We start from the raw sequence: 20,186 nt of genomic DNA, 5'->3' as shown, positions 1-20,186 counted from the left end.
TAGATTAAAAAAAGCTGTGCAAAAATGAGGTTTTTCTCTTATTGCACAGCCTTAAATCTAATAAAATCTTAATTAACTAAAGAGAAAATTAAGCATTTGCAGCTTTAAACGCTTTTAATTTATCAATTAATGCAGGTACTACTTCAAAAGCATCTCCTACAACACCGTAGTCTGCAGCCTTAAAGAAAGGTGCTTCAGGATCAGTATTAATTACTACTTTAACTTTAGAAGAGTTGATACCAGCAAGATGCTGGATAGCTCCAGAAATACCTATTGCAATGTATAAATTAGACGCAACAGGCTTTCCTGTTTGTCCTACGTGTTCTCCATGAGGTCTCCATCCTAAATCACTTACTGGTTTAGAACATGCTGTTGCAGCACCTAATACGTCTGCTAGTTCTTCAATCATGCCCCAGTTTTCTGGACCTTTCATTCCGCGACCTGCACTTACCACAACTTCTGCATCTGCAATAGTTACTTTATCAGTTGCTTTATCTACTGATTGAACTGTAACTGAAAAGTCGTTATCAGTTAAAGATGGCTCAAAAGATTGTACGGCACATTCTGTTGCATTTTCCTTAAGACCATAAGCGTTTTTAGATAAGCCTACTAACTTCACGTCTGTTGTGATAGCTGTATTTGAGAATGCTTTGTTTGTAAAAACAGTTCTTTTTACAGTAAAAGGATCTGTAGAAGAAGGCAGCTCTGTAACGTTAGAAACATATCCTGCTTCTAAATGTACACTAACTAGTGAACCTAGGTATCTAGAGTCTGCGCTAGAGCTTATCACAACTACTTTTGCACCTTCTGTCTTTGCAGCTTGTGCTATGGCGTTTGCATAAGCAGCGGCATTAAATTTATCTAATTTTGAGTCGCTTACATTGTGCAATCTGTTTACACCATAAGTTCCTAGATCTCCAGCGTCATTTGCATTAAAAGATATTGCAGCAACGTCTGTTCCCATCATATCGGCAACACCTTTTGCATAGCTGGCTACTTCATAAGCAGTTTTTTTGAAACTACCATTTTCTGATTCTGTATATACGAGTACTGACATATATTTAATTTTTTGCGTCCATAAACTGGACGTTTACTTAATATTTTATTTGTAATTCCGCTTTCGCGAAAGCGAGATTAATATGAATCCCTAAAATTTAAATTGCTTTTGCTTCGTTATGAAGTAAGTCAATTAATTTATCTAGATTATCTGCCTCCACAAGAGTAACAGCACCTTTAGGTTCTGGTTTTGAAAAAGAAACTGAATTTGTTTCTGAACTTGCATCAGTTGCAGGAACTACATTTAATGGTTTTTTACGCGCCATCATGATACCACGCATGTTAGGTATTCTTAAGTCGCTTTCTTCAACAAGACCTTTCTGACCACCTATAACTAGTGGAAGTGTAGCAGTAGAAGTTTCTTTACCACCGTCTATCTCACGTATTGCGGTAGCATTATTACCATCTATTTCTAGAGAGATACAGGTGTTTACAAAACTTGCGCCCGTCATAGCCGCTACCATTCCTGGAACCATCCCACCATTATAATCAATAGATTCACGACCAGCTATTACTAGATCATAACCACCATCTTTTACTACAGCACTTAACTGCTTTGCTACTTGATAGCCATCTACCGCAGGAGTATCTACTCGTATTGCAGTGTCTGCTCCTATAGCAAGTGCTTTTCTTAATGTAGGTTCTACCTCAGCACCGCCTACAGTTACTACATCTACACTAGCACCTTGTTTTTCTTTAAACCACATGGCGCGTGTAAGACCAAATTCGTCATTAGGATTAATAACAAATTGCACACCGCTTGTGTCAAATTGAGAATCGTTATCAGTAAAATTGATTTTTGAAGTGGTATCTGGCACATGGCTGATACAAACTAATATTTTCATATTTTAAAGTCTTTAAAATTTCTTTTTCAATCGTTTGCGAAATTACGTAAAAAACAAATAATAAACTATGCATGCATAATAAAATTTTGTTTAAATTTTATCTATCAAATAATTACATTTTCATGTCGCACCAGCTTTAAGTTGAGTAGAAGTACAGAAAGTTCTTAGATTTAAAAAGATATCGTGATTTAAAAGCGATATTTTAATCAATTTTTTTCGCATCCTATTAATATGTAGGTTATTTTTGTTTCTTATAATTGGATGCTATTCTACACACATAATATATGAAGACAATACAATTTCGCGAGGCAATATGCGAGGCGATGAGTGAAGAAATGAGACGCGACGAGGCTATTTACCTAATGGGTGAAGAGGTTGCAGAGTATAATGGAGCCTATAAAGCTTCTAAAGGAATGCTAGATGAATTCGGTCCTAAGCGTGTGATTGATACTCCTATTGCTGAGCTCGGTTTTGCTGGTGTTGCGATAGGCTCTACCATGACAGGTAACCGTCCCATCGTAGAATACATGACTTTTAACTTCTCTCTCGTAGGAATTGATCAAATTATCAATAACGCAGCAAAAATACGTCAGATGTCTGGTGGACAGTTCAAGTGTCCTATCGTTTTCCGTGGTCCTACGGCAAGTGCTGGACAACTAGCTGCAACGCACTCACAAGCTTTTGAAAACTGGTTTGCAAATACGCCAGGTCTTAAAGTAATCGTTCCTTCAAATCCTTATGATGCAAAAGGATTACTTAAGGCAGCAATACGTGATGACGACCCAGTAATTTTTATGGAGTCTGAGCAAATGTATGGTGATAAAGGTGAGGTACCAGAAGATGAATATGTACTTCCTATAGGTGTTGCAGAGTTGAAAAGAGAAGGAAGTGATGTGACTATCGTTTCTTTTGGTAAGATTATAAAAGAAGCCTACAAAGCTGCAGACGAGTTAGAAAAAGAAGGAATCTCTTGTGAAATTATCGATTTGAGAACAGTACGTCCTTATGATAAAGAAGCGATCTTAAAATCGGTTAAGAAAACAAACCGTTTGATTATTCTTGAGGAAGCATGGCCATTTGGAAATGTATCTACTGAGATTTCTCACATGGTTCAAGCAGAAGCTTTTGATTATCTAGACGCTCCTATTTATAAAATAAACACACAAGACACACCAGCTCCTTACTCTCCAGTGCTTTTTGAAGAGTGGTTGCCTAATCATAAAGACGTGATAGAAGGTGTGAAGAAGGTGATGTACAAGAAGTAAGAACCTTACGCATATAAATTTAAAACCCAGCTCGATAAGCTGGGTTTTTTGCTTCTTAAAGAATATCACAACTTTTTTAAAGTTATACAACTAGCATTTACTCCAGTAGTCCTACATTTGATTTTTGCATTTTGCTTATGAAAAGAGATTTTAATACTAATGTTCCAGAAGTTAGCTTTATGGAAAATATACAGATTGATATACCGCTTTCGCGAAAGCGAGATTCCTACCATCAATTAGCAAATTATTTATCATTATTTGTTTTCTTTTTGTTTACAGCTGCTGTAGTTGCTCAAACTAAAGTAGGTGGAGTTATCTATGACGAATTTGGTGATCCAGTGCCGTTTGCTAACGTCGTATTTCCTAATTCCAGCGAAGGAACGATTTCTAATGACAATGGAAGATTCTATTTGCAGTCGGACCAAACCTACAAAACGGTGGAGTTCTCTTTCGTAGGATACAAAACGCAAACCATCACTTTAGAGTCCAGAGTTTCTACAGATTTAAAAATAACACTCGCCACGGACACAGCAGAGCTTGATGCTGTTGTCGTTTACAGTGGTAAAACTTCTAAAAAGAACAATCCGGCACTCGATATCTTACGCAAAGTATGGGAAAATAGGCGTAAAAATGGTCTTTCTCAGTTCAAACAATACCAGTACGATAAGTATGAGAAACTAGAATTTGACATGAATACAATTGATAGTGCCATGATCAATTCCAAGCTTTTTAATGGAATGGAATTCATTTTTAATTATGCTGACACCAGTCGAGTGACTGGAAAAACCTACTTGCCTATTTTTATCAATGAATCGCTGGCATCAGTTTATGGAGATAATGAAGCTAATAAAGAAAAAGAAGTCATTAAGGCAAATAAGAACTCTGGTTTTTCTGATAATCAAACCATTATCGCTTTTGTAAAAGACCTCTATGCAGATATTGACGTGTACGAGCGTTACTTAAAGTTTTTTGATAAGAGTTTTACGAGTCCAGTAGGTAAAGCTGGAATAGATACTTACAATTATGTGCTTAGAGACACTGCTATGGTAGATGGAGTAGAGGCGTATAACATAGTTTATTATCCACGTCGTAAAGGAGAGCTTACTTTTAAAGGAGATTTCTGGGTGGCTGCCGATTCTTATGCGATCAAAGAAATTAATTTACAAGCTACTAAAAGCGCCAATGTAAACTGGGTAAAAGAAATTTACATAGAGCAAGAATATGATGTCTTAAATGACAGCCTTTTCTTAATTACTAGAGATTACTTCATGAGTGATTTTGCGCTTAACAAAAAAGAAGAATCTAAAGGGATTTACGGTAAACGCACCACGTTGTTTGATAATTATCAATTTGACATTAAAAAAGAAGAGGATTTTTATAAGCGCCGAGTGAACGATTACGATCCTATGATTTATGATCGTAGTGAGGAATATTGGGACGAGAACCGACTAGAAAAGCTCAATAAAGACGAGAAGCAAATCTATACCATGCTGGACACGCTCAAAACTAATAAAAAGTTTAAGCGTCTTTATAACATAGGAACCATTCTTGCCTCAGGATATTATGAGGTAGATAACTTTGATATAGGACCAGTTTTTGGACTTTTAGGTTTTAATCAGGTAGAAGGAATGCGTGTGAGGTTGGGTGGAAGAACTTATTTCACTTCAAACGATTTATGGCGATTAGAAGGTTATCTAGCTTATGGTTTTAGAGATAATCAGTTTAAATATGGTCTTGCAGGTAAATGGTTGATCGATAAAAAAAGCAGGCTTACCATATCTGGTGGAAACCGGAGAGATATAGAACAATTAGGTGCCAGTTTGACTAATACAAATGATGTTTTAGGGCGAAGTCTGGCTTCAAGTTCACTAATAACTGCAGGAAATAATAATAGTCTTTCCAGTATTAATTTGACAACATTAGGAATTAGTTTTGAACCCAAATACAATCTAGAATTTAGATTAGGTACCAGTTATCGAACTATAAAAAGCGGTGCTCCAGATATTTTTAGTTTGGATTATTTTGATCCTGATTCACCTACTGGTATCGCTACAGAAACAAGACAAGCCGATGCGTCATTAACCATGACTTACACTCCAGGCCGCAAAACTTCTAATTATGGAGTAGATAGAACGCTTATCAATAGTGGTGAATATCCTATTCTTTATGCAAGTTATACTAAGGGTTTTGACGGTTTTTTAGAAAGTGATTTTAATTTTGATAAAGTCCAGTTTTACTACAGTCATCCATTTCAATTAGGTCCTTTTGGGAGATTAACAGCAAGAGTGGAAGCCGGTAAAACCTTTGGAGAGGTACCACTTGCTTTACTAAATGTTGTCCCTGGTAACCAGACTTACTTTAATTTAACAGGTGCTTTTAATACGCTCAATTTCTACGAATTTGTAACTGATGAATATGTTACCATGCACTTGGACCATAATTTTAACGGCCGTATATTTTCTAGAATTCCAGGATTGCGCGATCTTAATTTAAGAGAGCTTGTAGGAATACGTGCAGTGTATGGAAAAATAAGCGATGAGAACATTGCGCTTAATGCAGGAAACATCAATTACCTCGCTCCAGAAGATGTGTTTTGGGAATACAGTGCAGGAATAGGGAATATTTTTAAAATTCTACGACTGGACGTGAGTTTTAGAGGCGGCTATAATTTCTTGCCAGATGCACGTTCTATGGCGATTACAGGTAGTTTTGGTTTTAGTTTCTAGTACGTCATTACGAGGAGTGCACGACGAAGTAATCTGCTTATTCTTTTCAACTGTCATACCGCTGCATAGCGGTATCGGCTAGCAATGATTCTAATCTTATTTTCTACTTTTTTCCTGCTTTCTATTTTTCTTTTTTAAAAATAGAAGTTTATCCTGAGGCAGCTCAGGGCGAAAGCGAGATCACATAAATTCCTCTTTTGTAAGAATATGCCGTGATAATCTTCTATTTTAGCGCAAATTATATTTTTATGAGGCTTTTTACTTTTATAGCTGTTTTGTTTTTTGGATTTATTGCAAGTGCGCAGACCGTGGATGATTTTGTTTTTGAGGTTGATTTGACAAATAGTCCTTCAACAGCTTATTCTTTTAAACTTGACACAGCTAGCTCTGTTACTGTAGATTGGGGTGATGGTACAAGCGATAATTATTTTAACAACACTAGTAGCAACCAGCCAGTTACTGCTACACATAACTATTCTTCTCAAGCAGTTTATACAGTTTTTATCAACAATCAATTGGACACGGTTCGATTTTCATCAGATATTCCATTAACAATTACCCAATGGGGTACATCAGTATGGAAAACGATGTTTAATACTTTTACCAATTGTGAAAATTTAACCATCTCAACTACCGATACACCAGATCTAAGCCTTGTAACAAGCATGAGTATAATGTTTAAAGGTGCAAGTAATTTTAATTCTGACATATCAAATTGGGATGTTTCTGGAGTTACTAATATGAGTGAGATGTTTAGTGACGCCACAAGTTTCAATCAACCCTTAGACGGCTGGGATGTTTCTAATGTTGTTATTATGCATAGAATGTTTTATGATGCCACAAGTTTTAATCAATCTTTAAATAGTTGGAATGTTTCTTCTGTTACTGACATGGAATATATGTTTTTGAGAGCATCAACTTTTAACCAGCCTTTGAATAATTGGAATGTATCAAGTGTTACTAAGATGTCATATATGTTTACAGAAGCTACCTCTTTTAATTCTGATATATCCACTTGGGACGTATCTAGTGTTACTAATATGAGAAATATGTTTGAGGAAGCAACAGATTTTAATCAGCCTATTGATAATTGGGATGTTTCTGGAGTTACTAATATGAATGAAATGTTTCACAATGCAATTAGTTTTGACCAGTCTTTAAATAATTGGAATATTTCTAGTGTTTCAGATATGGGAAATATGTTCTGGAATGCAACTTCATTTAATCAGCCTTTAAATAATTGGGATCTTTCCAATGCTACCGAAATTATTGAATTGTTTAGAGGTGCCACCTCATTCAATCAACCCTTAGACGGCTGGGATGTTTCTAACGTTAGCGTTATGAATGCTGTATTTAATGATGCAACTTCTTTTAACCAACCATTAAATAATTGGGATGTATCTGGTGTTACTGAGATGAGGAGTTTATTTAATGGTGCAACGTCTTTTGATCAGCCTTTAAATACTTGGGACGTTTCTAGCGTAACTACCATGTCCTTTATGTTTTACAATTCATCATCTTTTAATCAAGATATATCTTCGTGGAACTTTAATAACACTGTTGACCTTACTTTCTTTATATCTAGTTCTGGTCTGGATGTCAATAATTATGACGCCTTATTACAACGCTTTGTACAGCTCAATTTACCATATAATTCAATGTCTTCAAGTTCATTTAGAGTAAATGGTTTAGAATATTGCGATGTTTTGTCTCGCGCAGCTCTTATTCAAGATGGATGGAACTTCCAAGGCGATACTTTATCATCATCTTGTTCTAATGCAACAACAGATGAATTTGTATTTAGTGTTGAGACTACAGGACAATATATTTATTCTTTTCAATTTTCTGCAACAGGCACGGTGACTATTGATTGGGGTGATGGGACAACAGATACCTTTACTAATGTAACAGACCAAGGGGTTTTTCATAGCTATCCATCCTCATTTGCTGTTTACACGATCATAATTAATAATCAATTAGATTCTTTTAAATTTTCAAGAGATAATCCGTTAACTATTATCCAATGGGGAACTTCAACATGGCAAACTATGTTTGAAGCATTTAGCGGTTGTGCAAATTTAACTATCACAGCAAACGATGCGCCTGACTTAAGTCAAGTAACCGATATGTCTTACATGTTTTATGATGCTCCTACATTCAATTCTGATATATCAAACTGGGATGTTTCTAATGTTACAGATATGAGTTATATGTTTACTGGAGGAAATGCATCGACAGACTTTAATCAACCTTTAAATAATTGGGACGTTTCAAACGTTACTAACATGAATAGTATGTTTCATCGAGCTTTTAATTTCAATCAGCCTTTAAATAATTGGGACGTTTCAAATGTTACTGATATGAGTTACATGTTTTCACAAACTTCATCATATAATCAGCCATTAGCTTTATGGGACGTTTCAAACGTTACCGACATGTCCCACATGTTTAATAATGCTTCTTCGTTTAACCAAAATATTAGTAATTGGGTTGTTTCTAGTGTTCTAGATATGTCTAATATGTTTTCTCGTGCTGATGTTTTTAATCAACCATTAAATAGCTGGAATGTTTCTAATGTTACTGATATGAGTTCTATGTTTGCTTCAACATCACTTAGCTTGAGCAGCTTTAATCAACCTTTAAGCAATTGGGATGTATCAAGTGTAACGGATATGAGTAATATGTTTAATGGCGCAAATGTTTTTAATCAACCTTTAAATATTTGGGACGTATCTAGTGTGACAAATATGAGTGGCATGTTTTATGAAGCAAGTGTTTTTAATCAACCTTTAAATACTTGGGACGTATCTAGTGTGACTAATATGAGCAATATGTTTTATGAAGCAAGTGTATTTAATCAACCTTTAAATACTTGGAATGTTTCAAATGTTACCGATATGAGTAATATGTTCGGAAGGTCTAATAGCTTCGACCAGCTTTTAAATAGCTGGGATGTTTCTAGTGTGACAAGTATGCGAGGAATGTTTTCTGGTGCCACTGATTTTAATCAACTCTTAGATTCTTGGGATGTTTCTAATGTGACCAGTATGCGAGGCATGTTTTCTGGTGCCACGAGTTTTAATTTAGACATATCTTCATGGGATGTTTCAAGTGTTACAGATATGCGTGCTATGTTTCAGGGCGCCACCTCTTTTAATCAACCATTGAATACTTGGGATGTTTCCGGCGTAATGAGAATGACTTCTATTAATAATTTTGTAAGTTTTTTTAATTCATCAGAGGGAATGTTCGAAGACGCAACTTCTTTTAATCAGCCTTTAAATAGTTGGGATGTCTCTGGAGTTACTGAGATGAATGGAATGTTTAAAGGTGCTACTTCATTTAATCAACCGTTAGATAACTGGGATGTTTCTAACGTCTTTAGAATGAATCTTATGTTTAATGATGCCATTTCTTTTAATCAAGATTTATCGTCATGGAATTTTAATCAATTTATTTCGAGTACATATTTTGTTAGTGGATCTGGTCTGGATATTGATAATTATGACGCTTTGCTACAGCGTTATGTTCAACTTAATGTTTCTTATACTAATAGTGGCAGTTATACTTTCAATGCCAGTGGCTTAGAGTATTGCGACAGTTTTTCAAGAGAAATACTTATTCAAAATGGATGGCCTATAGTGGGAGATACTTTATCATCATCTTGCCCAAACACTATTCTTTCTGGTAATGTATTGTACGATTTTGATTTAAATGGTTGTGATCCTTCTGATTTCCCTGCTCAAAATATGGCTATTACTATTACTGACGGTACGAACGAACTAGTAGTTTATACTATTGATGGTCAGTACAGTGTAAATTTACCTGATGATAATTTTACGCTAACACCAGAGGTGAATTCAAATTTGTTTATTTCTACGCCTCCATCTGTCTCTGTTACTATTGCAGGTGGCGCAAATCAAACCCAAGACTTCTGCCTCACCGCAACAACTCCAGTTGATGATCTAGAAATAACCATTTTACCACTAGAAGATGCCCGACCAGGTTTTGATACCAACTACAAACTCATCTATAAAAACAAAGGAAACACTCGTTTGTCAGGCTCTGTAAACTTCACCTATGAAGATGATTTTATGAATTTTCTAACAGCAAATCCTGCGACAACTTCTTCAAGTACAGGAATGTTGAGTTGGGATTTTGTAAACCTTGATCCATTTGAAACTCGTGAGATTGAGTTTACTATGAATCTTAATGCACCTACAGATCCTGCTTTTCCTTTAAATAGTAATGATTTGTTAGACTTTAGTGCGACTATAAACCCAACGGCAAATGACGACACGCCACTAGATAACGTGTTTGATTTACAACAAACTGTTGTGAATTCTTACGATCCTAATGATAAGACTTGTTTACAAGGCGAGACTATTTTACCGACTATGGTAGGAGAATATGTGCATTATAGAATTCGTTTTGAGAATGAAGGAACAGCAAGTGCTGTAAACGTTAAAATTGTAGACTACATTGATACTTCAAAGTTTGATATTGCAACATTGAAACCATTAAGCGCCAGCCACGATTACACTACCACAATTACAGAAGGAAATAAAGTAGAGTTCTTATTTGATAATATTAATTTACCATTTACCGCGCCAGCCAGTCAAGGATATGTGTTGTTTAAAATCAAAACAGTAGATACATTAGTTTTAGGAGATGATTTTACTAATCAAGCCGAGATTTATTTTGATTTCAACTTCCCTATTATTACTAATCTAGAAACTACAACAGTTGCTGTTCCATTAAATATAAATGATAGCAATTTGTTAGAAGTAAGTCTTTATCCTAATCCAGCTCAAAACACGGTTAGTCTAACCAGTAACTTAGCGTTTAATGAATACACGATTTATGATACGCTAGGAGCAATTGTCTTACAGCAAAAATTAGATAGTCCAACTTTAAGTCAGGATATTCTCGTGGATCATTTGGTTTCAGGATTGTACTTTGTTGAGGTAAAAGGCGATCAAAGCAGCTCTGTTTTAAAACTGATAAAAGAGTAATTTTCTAATAATTTAAAATAATCTAGCCCATTTACTTTAGTGTAAATGGGCTTTTTTAGTTTCTGCTTTCTATTTTTCTTTTTTGAAAATAGAAGTTTATCCTGAGGCAGCTCAGGGCGAAAGCGAGATCAAAAAAAAGCCAACTCATCAAAGGGTTGGCTTTCTGAAAAAAGTTAGCGTTTACTTAGGCTGTTTCTATCATTTCTTTGTTTTTACTTAATACAAGTGCCAAATTACCAAGTAATACACCATAAATTACTTTAGAACAAACGTCTGCAATAGTGTAGGTGATTTGTCTTCCTACGACACCTGACTCGTTAAACAAGAATCCTTCAATTCCACCGAGATGCGGCATTAAATAAGCTCCTGGATACAAGAACCACGAGACCAAGAATAAAATCCAGATATTAGATAATATTTTCTGACCTTTTTTAGGGATTCCTACTTTACCTTCTTTAATAACTTTGTTCATTAACCATAATATATGGAAGAAAAATACTGTCGATATTGCTCCCCAAATAAAGAATGCGCTTAAATCAGTTACCTCATAATATTGACCTATGTAACCTGTAATAATCATCATTGCTCCAGAAAACCAAAATTGATTACGTACAGAGCTTAATTTAGATTTAGTGAGTTGCACTACAAATAGTATTTGAAATAACAGCATCGGTACATCTATAAGCCAGTTTAAATAACGATAACCGTTATTAAACAAATCGCCACCTTCAACTAGAAAGTACTTTCCTCTTTCTGCATCAAAAGCAAAACTTTCTGTCCAGTTTCCTGCTTGAGCATATAAAAGCAATGCAGCAGAAACCATCACCACAGCAGAAAGTATATTGGACATTCTGTATTTCTTATCTACATTTTTAATAGTTAAAATAAAATAGAGCAAACCAGCAAACATTACAGCATATCCCAATGTGAGTACGTGTGATGTCATTTGATAAGCCATTTCAGAGAATCCGTCTGTAGCACCTACATAATTCTCAAAATTTGAATTTCCTAAATCTTGTATCATCTTTTTATTTTCAAGATAAAGGAGATAAGCCTTTAATTTATAATCTTTTACATTTTATGTTATAAACTATAAGAGACTTTTAGCGTTTGATCCGCAAATTTTAAATAGTCTTAACATTAATGCGATTCCTGTAATAGGCGCTATTCATGTTTATCATAAGGATGGTTTTGTTAACATTATTTTATTACTTTAGCAAGATTTTAAAAACCAAACAATATTATTTATGGAATCATACATGATTTATATGCCACTTGTGCTGGCAGCTCTAGGATTACTTTACATGTTCATCAAAAAATCTTGGGTCTTGAAACAAGATGCTGGAGATGGAAAAATGAAAGAGATTTCAGATTACATTTATGAAGGTGCACTCGCCTTCTTAAAAGCTGAATATAAATTGCTAGCTATTTTTGTAGCTATAGTGAGTGTGGCACTTTTTGTAGTTTCTCTTGTGGTACCAACAACACACTGGTTAATTGTAATAGCATTTATTTTTGGAGCTGTATTTTCTGCATATGCTGGAAATATAGGGATGAAAATTGCTACCAAAACTAACGTGCGAACTACTCAAGCTGCTCGTACGAGTTTACCAAATGCCTTAAAGATATCTTTTGGCGGTGGTACCGTAATGGGTTTAGGTGTTGCTGGACTTGCTGTTTTAGGTCTCACAGCTTTCTTTATCTTCTTTTACCACTATTTTATGGGTGGACAATGGACTGATACTGATGCAATGACTATTGTACTAGAGACGCTAGCTGGTTTCTCATTAGGAGCAGAGTCTATTGCGCTTTTTGCACGTGTAGGTGGTGGAATATACACCAAAGCTGCAGACGTAGGTGCTGACCTCGTAGGTAAAGTAGAAGCTGGTATTCCTGAAGATGATCCTCGTAACCCAGCAACTATTGCAGATAACGTAGGAGATAATGTAGGTGATGTAGCGGGAATGGGTGCTGATTTATTTGGTTCTTATGTGGCGACCGTTCTTGCGGCGATGGTATTAGGAAATTACGTAATCAAAGATATGGGCGGCAATATTGTCAGTGAAGGATTTGGTGGTATAGGTCCGGTTCTTTTACCTATGGCAATTGCAGGTGTAGGAATTATTATCTCTGTAATAGGAACTATGCTGGTTAAAATAAAAAGTAACGATGCAAAAGAGGCTCAGGTAATGGGTGCTTTAAACGTAGGTAACTGGACTTCTATAGTTCTTGTTGCTGCAGCATGTTTTGGTCTTTGTAAATGGATGCTTCCTGAAACGATGAGAATGGAATTCTTTGGTGAAGGACTTCTTGAGATTTCTTCGATGAATGTTTTCTATGCAACGCTGGTAGGACTAGTAGTAGGTGCTGTAATATCATCTGTAACTGAATATTATACAGGATTAGGTAAAAAGCCTATCTTGAAAATTGTACAGCAATCTTCTACAGGCGCAGGAACGAACATCATTGCAGGTCTTGCGACAGGTATGATTTCTACGTTCCCATCAGTATTATTATTTGCTGGTGCGATTTGGGCATCTTATGCTTTTGCAGGTTTTTATGGAGTTGCTCTTGCAGCTAGTGCGATGATGGCAACAACAGCAATGCAATTAGCGATCGACGCTTTCGGCCCTATATCTGATAATGCCGGTGGAATTGCCGAGATGAGCGAGCAAGAACCTATCGTTAGAGAACGTACTGATATTTTAGATTCTGTTGGGAATACTACCGCTGCAACTGGTAAAGGTTTTGCAATTGCTAGTGCCGCATTAACTTCACTGGCTTTGTTTGCTGCTTATGTTACTTTTACAGGAATAGACGGTATCAATATTTTTAAAGCGCCAGTACTTGCAATGTTGTTTGTAGGAGGAATGGTGCCAGTGGTATTTAGTGCTCTTGCGATGAATGCTGTAGGAAAAGCAGCCATGGAGATGGTAGAAGAAGTAAGAAGGCAGTTTAGAGATATTCCAGGAATAATGGAAGGAACTGGTAAGCCCGAATATGATAAATGTGTAGATATCTCTACACAAGCATCCTTAAAGCAAATGTTGTTACCAGGTGTTCTTACTATAGGTTTTCCTTTAGTAATAGCTTTTGTTCCGATGATTTTTGGAATGGATCATCTTGCTATTGCAGAGATGTTAGGTGGTTACATGGCAGGAGTTACTGTAAGTGGTGTGCTATGGGCAATTTTCCAGAACAACGCAGGTGGAGCTTGGGATAATGCAAAGAAATCATTTGAAGCAGGTGTAGAAATTAATGGTGAAATGACTTATAAAGGTTCTGATGCACACAAGGCAGCAGTGACTGGCGATACTGTAGGAGATCCTTTTAAAGATACGTCTGGACCTTCTATGAACATTTTAATCAAGTTAACTTGTTTAATAGGTTTAGTAATTGCTCCTATTTTGGGTGGTCACACTGATGATGCACAAGCCGCTGTGCCAACTGTTATAGAAGTGAATAACATACAAGATGTAGCTGTTAATGGTGAAAGTATTACTATACAAGATGTTGATGTGCAAAAAACTGTTGATGATGAAACAGGAATGGTAACCGCAAATGTTACTATTAAACGTAAAGTAAATGGTGCTACAGTTTCAAAAACACATCATTTAAAAGGCACTAAAGCTGAGGTAGATGCTCAAATAGCACAATTAGATGCCGAGGTAACTAGTTTTAAATAAGTGCCTCTTTTTCATTATAAAAAAGCCGTCTCATGAAAATGAGACGGCTTTTTTATTTAGATGCAATTTGCTTAGGCTATTTCTTCCATTGCAATTACTCTTGTTAATGAGTTGAGAATTTCATCTCTGTGCTTGGTTAGAATACTTTTTGTAGATGGCGGTAATGTCGTTTCTGAAATTACCTTGTTATATTCTTCTACTGCAGTTTTCTCTCCACGGATCGCTTCTTCTAAGATCGCTTCTTCATTATCTGAAGTAAAAGTAGATTTTAAATTCATCCATGTGCGATGTGCATCTCCTTTTAAGCTTGTTCCTTTGTCTACTTCTTCTCCATAACTTCTAATTTCCTCTTTCAATTCATGTCCAAAGTTATAGCGCTCTTGTACTTGTCTATCAAAGAAATTTTGCAATCTAGTACTGTCTACTTGTTCTTTGGCAAGTTTATATCCAGCCTCAGCATCGTAATTTTTAGTTAGTAAATCGTTTAATTTTTGGGATACTTCTTTTGTGTAATTCATTGTATTTGTTTGTATGGTTAATAATTATATTCTTAATATAAGATAAGAATACAGTTGACAACGAGCGATTAAGATAGGTTTACGCTAAGCTTAGTATATATTTAGGCTTTAAGTGACTTAAATTCAAAATGTGTTAAATGAATTAACTATTGGGTCGTTTTTGATGTTGTTATCTCGCTTTCGCGAAAGCGTTACACTTAACCTTGCTCATATAATTTGATCTAGTTTTCACCAATAAAAAAGCCCGATCATAGGATCAGGCTTTCTAAATTTATGGAATCGATCACTTACTAAGATCCGCACATCTCGCAATCATCACCATTGCTGGCAGCTTCTTTGGCGCGTTGTAATATAAGTTTATACTCTTCGGCACTCATTTCTTCATTCTCTGTAACCACATTAGTGTTTACGATAGGTTGCGCTTGATTCATAACATTTGCTGCAGCAGGCGCGCTGTCATCTACAAATAGAGATTGTGTCTGTCCTGGTGCCGGAGCAACTGGTGTAGGAGCTGCTACAGGTGCAGGCTTTTGAACTTGCTGCGCTCGTAACGTATTTGCTGCTTGGGCTGGCGCTGCTGTATTGATTACAGGAGTACTTACTGGTGTAGCTACTGGAACAGCTTTCTTTTCTTTAGTTACAGTAAATTTGATGGCATCTACGGCAGCTTTTGTTCTTAGGTAGTACATTCCAGTTTTTAAACCGCTCTTCCATGCGTAGAAATGCATAGAAGTCAACTTTGATGTCGTCACGTTTTCCATGAACAGGTTCAAAGATTGTGATTGATCAATAAAGTAACCTCTTTCTCGAGACATATCGATGATGTCTTTCATCTTTAATTCCCAAACGGTCTTATAAAGCTCTTTAATATCTTCTGGAATTCCTTCTATTGCTTGAATAGAACCATTATTACGCATGATAGCATTTTTCAAGCTATCATCCCAAAGGCCTAAATCTACGAGGTCTTTTAACAAATGCTTGTTCACTACTATAAACTCACCAGAAAGTGTTCTACGTGTATAAATGTTAGAAGTATAAGGTTCAAAGGCTTCATTGTTTCCGAGTATTTGTGATGTACTCGCTGTAGGCATAGGTGCAACAAGAAGTGAGTTTCTTACACCATGCTCCATTACTTTTGTTCTCAAGTCTGCCCAATTCCATCTTCCGCTTAATTGGTCGTCATTGATGTTCCACATGTTATATTGAAACTGTCCTTGTGACATAGGTGAACCAGCAAACGTAGAATAAGCACCTTCTTCTTGTGCCATTTCCATAGAGGCTTCACAAGCTGCAAAATATAATGTCTCAAAAATGTCAGAGTTCAATTGTTTTGCCTCATCACATGTAAAAGGCAAACGCAGCATGATAAAAGCGTCTGCAAGACCTTGTATACCTAACCCTACAGGTCTATGACGCATGTTAGAGTTTTCGGCTTCTTTAACAGGATAATAGTTGCGATCGATAACTTTATTCAAGTTACGTGTCACTCTTTTTGTTACTTTGTATAAGGCTTTATGATCAAAAGCACCATCCTTCACAAACATAGGTAAGGCGATAGACGCTAGATTACAAACAGCCACTTCATCTGGTGCCGTGTATTCAATAATCTCGGTACAAAGATTTGATGATCTAATAGTACCTAGATTTTTCTGATTGGACTTGTTGTTTGCTGCATCTTTATACAACATGTATGGTGTTCCAGTTTCAATTTGAGATTCTAGAATTTTATCCCAAAGCTCACGTGCGGGAATGGTTTTGCGACCTTTTCCTTCTTGCTCGTATTTAGTGTACAATGCTTCAAACTCATCACCATGAACATTATAAAGATCTGGACATTCATGAGGACACATTAATGTCCAAGTATCATTAGTTTCCACACGCTTCATAAAAAGATCTGAGATCCACATCGCGTAGAATAGGTCTCTTGCACGCATTTCTTCTTTACCGTGATTCTTTTTAAGATCAAGGAAGTCAAAAATATCTGCATGCCATGGTTCCATATAAATAGCAAAAGAACCTTTACGCTTTCCTCCACCTTGATCTACATAACGAGCAGTGTCGTTATATACTTTAAGCATAGGAACTATACCGTTAGAAGTACCATTAGTACCACCGATGTAGGAACCTCTAGCGCGTATGTTGTGAATAGACAAACCTATTCCGCCAGCGCTTTGTGAGATTTTAGCTGTTTGTTTTAATGTATCGTAAATACCTTCTATACTATCATCTTGCATTGTCAATAAGAAACAAGAAGACATTTGAGGTTTAGGCGTTCCTGCGTTAAATAAGGTAGGCGTTGCATGAGTGAAGAACTTTTTAGACATCAACTCATAAGTCTCAATGGCAGCATCAAGATCGTCAATATGTATTCCTACCGATACACGCATCAACATGTGCTGTGGTCGCTCTGCAATCTGACCGTTTATTTTTAATAAATAACTGCGCTCTAAAGTTTTAAACCCAAAGTAATCGTACCCAAAATCACGATTGTAAATAATGGCCGAGTTCAAACGGTCTGCATTATCTTGTATTACTTTATAAACCTCGTCAGAGATCATAGGCGCCTTTTTACTCGTACGCGGATTTACATATTCATATAAATCAGTTACCACGTCGCTAAAGGTCTTTTTTGTGTTTTTATGCAAGTTAGAAACAGAGATGCGCGCAGCAAGTCTTGCGTAGTCTGGATGAGCCGTAGTCATTGTCGCAGCAGTTTCTGCAGCTAGGTTGTCTAGTTCACTTGTGGTAACGCCATCGTACAAACCATCAATAACTCTCATGGCTACTTTTACAGGATCTACATGGTTACTAAGGCCGTAACATAATTTACGTACTCTCGCTGTGATCTTGTCAAACATTACTGGCTCTTTGTGGCCGTCTCTTTTTACTACAAACATAATGAACTCGGTTTTGGGTTATGAGAAAAGGATTCTTATCCCTTTCTCATTAATTAGGGTTAACAGTTGCGAAAGCATCGGTAAATACCTTCTATATTATTTATGGGTCAATCTAAGTTATAGATTGTTCTATTTTGAAATAGAGTGGTTTAGAAATCGGCATCAAGAGAGAAAGAGTCCATGGTGCTCTTATCTTCTTTGGTACTATTCATTACTCCGGCTTTTTGGTATTCACCAACTCTTTTTTCAAAGAAGTTCGTTTTACCTTCCATACCGATCAAATCCATAAAATCAAATGGATTAGTAACGTTGTAAACAGGATCGCATTCTAGTTCTACGAGTAGTCGATCTGTTACAAATTCTAAATACTGAGTCATTAACTTAGCATTCATACCTATCAAACTAGCAGGTAATGATTCTGTAATAAACTCACGTTCTATATTTAACGCGTCTACAATTATTTCTGTAATACGTTCTTTAGGTACTTTATTAACTAAATGATGATTGTGTAAATGAACAGCAAAATCGCAGTGCATTCCTTCATCACGAGAAATCAACTCATTAGAAAAAGTAAGTCCTGGCATAAGACCGCGTTTCTTTAACCAGTAAATAGAACAAAATGCCCCAGAAAAGAAAATTCCTTCTACTGCTGCAAAAGCAATAAGGCGCTCTGCAAAAGATGGACTTTCTATCCATTTCATTGCCCAGTCTGCTTTTAATTTGATCGCAGGGAAGTTTTCAATAGCTTTAAATAACTGATCTTTTTCTTTATCATCTTTTACATAAGTATCGATAAGTAAAGAATAAGTTTCTGAATGTATGTTTTCCATCATGATCTGGAAACCATAGAAAAATTTAGCTTCAGAATATTGTACTTCATTTACAAAGTTCTCTGCTAGATTCTCATTTACGATTCCATCACTTGCCGCAAAAAATGCTAGAATGTGTTTAATGAAATAACGCTCGTCAGAATTAAGAGAGTTTTGCCAGTCGGTAAGATCTACTTGTAGATCGATTTCCTCGGCGGTCCAGATGCATGCTTGTTGTTTTTTGTACCATTCCCATAAATCATCATGTTGAATAGGGAAAATAACAAATCTGTTTGGGTTCTCTTGTAAAATAGGTTCTTGGGTCGTTTCCATACTTCTGTAAATTTTCTCTGTTATTTCTTTAAACTCGGGACTAACAAATATGGCTCAACTTTAGAGCGATTCCATGAGTTTAACATTTACATTTTTCACAAGTTTTCAACATGCGTAAAAGTTAACAAATATTAAATATGAGTTCGTAACATATAGAAATACAGTATGTTAAACCTTTATCGTGTTTTTCGGTTCATTTGTAGAACAAGAGTTTTGGAACGGTAGTTTTTATCACTACTCAGCTCTATTTTGAAGTAAATTCTTACAGTTGGAATTTATTTTTTTCTGAGAAGTTATCCACTTTTTGAAAGATAGAAAAAAATTAAATTGGCTTTTTTGAACGCATATTTTCAAAAAGTACTCTAAAAATCTTTTGCGATTTCTTCTAATTCAGAATACCATTTCTGACCAAATTTTCTAGTCAGCGGTTCTTTTAGAAATTTATAAACGGGAACACCTAATTCTTCACCTAAAGCACATGCATCATCACAAATTTGCCATTTGTGGTAATTAACAGCTTTAAAGTCGGTATATTCTTGAATGCGTACTGGATAAAGATGACAAGAAATAGGTTTGTAGAAGGTGGTTTTGCCGTCTCTGTAAGCGTTTTCTATTCCGCACAACGCAGTGCCGTCTTCTTTGAAAGTTGCGTATGCACACTCTGCACCGTCAACTAAAGGAGTTTCTAACTCCCCATTTTCTCTTTCTATCCAGGTGCCTTGTTCTTCTATTGCGGCTATTCCTTCAGGACGTAAAAAGGGTTTTATGTTTTCATATTCATTATCTAGAATGTCTAGCTCTGCTCTTTCTAGCGGTGCTCCAGCTTCTCCAGCAACGCAACAAACACCTTTACAGGCTGTAAGGTTACACACAAAATCTTTTTCAAGAAGATCATCAGAAACTATAGTTTTACCTAGCTGAAACATAATAGGAGTAATTAAGGTTGCAAAGATACCTTTTGAAAAGTTAAACCTAAATTTAAATCTAAGTCTATATGAGCAAAGACTGAGAAAACTTCCAGCCGATCCCTGATAAA

The 20,186-nt window shown here is 36.0% G+C and carries 11 protein-coding genes; 4 read left to right on the top strand and 7 right to left on the bottom strand.

The genetic code is table 11. From position 1 onward, the window contains the following. Nucleotides 1–88 precede the first annotated feature (88 nt). Nucleotides 89–1,057, bottom strand: a complete 969-nt coding sequence (locus tag DDD_RS04875) for an electron transfer flavoprotein subunit alpha/FixB family protein (RefSeq protein ID WP_015361658.1) — start codon at nucleotides 1,055–1,057, stop codon at nucleotides 89–91. A gap of 97 nt (nucleotides 1,058–1,154) precedes the next feature. After that, a complete protein-coding gene (locus tag DDD_RS04870; RefSeq protein ID WP_041566938.1) occupies nucleotides 1,155–1,901 on the bottom strand; it encodes an electron transfer flavoprotein subunit beta/FixA family protein in 747 nt (248 codons plus the stop codon). A gap of 284 nt (nucleotides 1,902–2,185) precedes the next feature. Here DDD_RS04870 and DDD_RS04865 point away from each other — a divergent pair, with 284 nt between their 5' ends. From DDD_RS04865 to DDD_RS17215, 3 genes are all read left to right on the top strand, one after another. Further along, complete coding sequence (locus DDD_RS04865; protein WP_041566937.1) at nucleotides 2,186–3,166, top strand: pyruvate dehydrogenase complex E1 component subunit beta; 981 nt, start codon at nucleotides 2,186–2,188, stop codon at nucleotides 3,164–3,166. A 137-nt stretch (nucleotides 3,167–3,303) separates the two neighbouring features. Continuing rightward, nucleotides 3,304–5,892 (top strand): DUF5686 and carboxypeptidase-like regulatory domain-containing protein, encoded by a 2,589-nt coding sequence (locus tag DDD_RS04860; protein WP_015361654.1) that lies wholly within the window; start codon nucleotides 3,304–3,306, stop codon nucleotides 5,890–5,892. 248 nt (nucleotides 5,893–6,140) lie between these two features. Continuing rightward, nucleotides 6,141–10,907 carry a BspA family leucine-rich repeat surface protein gene (locus DDD_RS17215; protein WP_015361653.1) on the top strand — a complete coding sequence of 1,589 codons (4,767 nt, stop codon included), beginning with the start codon at nucleotides 6,141–6,143 and terminating at the stop codon, nucleotides 10,905–10,907. A 184-nt stretch (nucleotides 10,908–11,091) separates the two neighbouring features. Here DDD_RS17215 and DDD_RS04850 read toward each other — a convergent pair whose 3' ends face one another. Further along, nucleotides 11,092–11,931: a bacteriorhodopsin gene (locus DDD_RS04850; protein WP_015361652.1), complete on the bottom strand. Its 840-nt coding sequence runs from the start codon at nucleotides 11,929–11,931 to the stop codon at nucleotides 11,092–11,094. Nucleotides 11,932–12,154: 223 nt separating this feature from the next. On the opposite strand from DDD_RS04850, the gene DDD_RS04845 reads away from it, so the two are divergent. After that, nucleotides 12,155–14,593: a sodium-translocating pyrophosphatase gene (locus DDD_RS04845; protein ID WP_015361651.1), complete on the top strand. Its 2,439-nt coding sequence runs from the start codon at nucleotides 12,155–12,157 to the stop codon at nucleotides 14,591–14,593. A 71-nt stretch (nucleotides 14,594–14,664) separates the two neighbouring features. On the opposite strand, the gene DDD_RS04840 is transcribed toward DDD_RS04845, so the two are convergent. From DDD_RS04840 to DDD_RS04825, 4 genes are all read right to left on the bottom strand, one after another. Then, nucleotides 14,665–15,111, bottom strand: a complete 447-nt coding sequence (locus tag DDD_RS04840) for a ferritin-like domain-containing protein (protein ID WP_015361650.1) — start codon at nucleotides 15,109–15,111, stop codon at nucleotides 14,665–14,667. Between the two features lie 290 nt (nucleotides 15,112–15,401). Next, nucleotides 15,402–18,008, bottom strand: a complete 2,607-nt coding sequence (locus DDD_RS04835; RefSeq protein ID WP_015361649.1) for a ribonucleoside-diphosphate reductase subunit alpha — start codon at nucleotides 18,006–18,008, stop codon at nucleotides 15,402–15,404. Nucleotides 18,009–18,157: 149 nt separating this feature from the next. Beyond that, the gene (locus tag DDD_RS04830; RefSeq protein ID WP_015361648.1) at nucleotides 18,158–19,150 is read right to left on the bottom strand and encodes a ribonucleotide-diphosphate reductase subunit beta; all 993 of its coding nucleotides are present in this window, start codon (nucleotides 19,148–19,150) and stop codon (nucleotides 18,158–18,160) included. Between the two features lie 362 nt (nucleotides 19,151–19,512). Beyond that, the gene (locus DDD_RS04825) at nucleotides 19,513–20,076 is read right to left on the bottom strand and encodes a DUF3109 family protein (RefSeq protein WP_015361647.1); all 564 of its coding nucleotides are present in this window, start codon (nucleotides 20,074–20,076) and stop codon (nucleotides 19,513–19,515) included. Nucleotides 20,077–20,186 lie beyond the last annotated feature (110 nt).

The sequence above is a fragment of the Nonlabens dokdonensis DSW-6 genome (assembly GCF_000332115.1).
Lineage (GTDB): Bacteria > Bacteroidota > Bacteroidia > Flavobacteriales > Flavobacteriaceae > Nonlabens > Nonlabens dokdonensis.
This window is presented reverse-complemented; position numbering and strand designations above follow the sequence as displayed.

Coding starts and splice junctions, on each gene's coding strand:
- DDD_RS04875 (WP_015361658.1), bottom strand. CDS start 1,057: ATGTCAGTACTCGTATATACAGAATCAGAAAATGGTAGTTTCAAAAAA.
- DDD_RS04870 (WP_041566938.1), bottom strand. CDS start 1,901: ATGAAAATATTAGTTTGTATCAGCCATGTGCCAGATACCACTTCAAAA.
- DDD_RS04865 (WP_041566937.1), top strand. CDS start 2,186: ATGAAGACAATACAATTTCGCGAGGCAATATGCGAGGCGATGAGTGAA.
- DDD_RS04860 (WP_015361654.1), top strand. CDS start 3,304: ATGAAAAGAGATTTTAATACTAATGTTCCAGAAGTTAGCTTTATGGAA.
- DDD_RS17215 (WP_015361653.1), top strand. CDS start 6,141: ATGAGGCTTTTTACTTTTATAGCTGTTTTGTTTTTTGGATTTATTGCA.
- DDD_RS04850 (WP_015361652.1), bottom strand. CDS start 11,931: ATGATACAAGATTTAGGAAATTCAAATTTTGAGAATTATGTAGGTGCT.
- DDD_RS04845 (WP_015361651.1), top strand. CDS start 12,155: ATGGAATCATACATGATTTATATGCCACTTGTGCTGGCAGCTCTAGGA.
- DDD_RS04840 (WP_015361650.1), bottom strand. CDS start 15,111: ATGAATTACACAAAAGAAGTATCCCAAAAATTAAACGATTTACTAACT.
- DDD_RS04835 (WP_015361649.1), bottom strand. CDS start 18,008: ATGTTTGTAGTAAAAAGAGACGGCCACAAAGAGCCAGTAATGTTTGAC.
- DDD_RS04830 (WP_015361648.1), bottom strand. CDS start 19,150: ATGGAAACGACCCAAGAACCTATTTTACAAGAGAACCCAAACAGATTT.
- DDD_RS04825 (WP_015361647.1), bottom strand. CDS start 20,076: ATGTTTCAGCTAGGTAAAACTATAGTTTCTGATGATCTTCTTGAAAAA.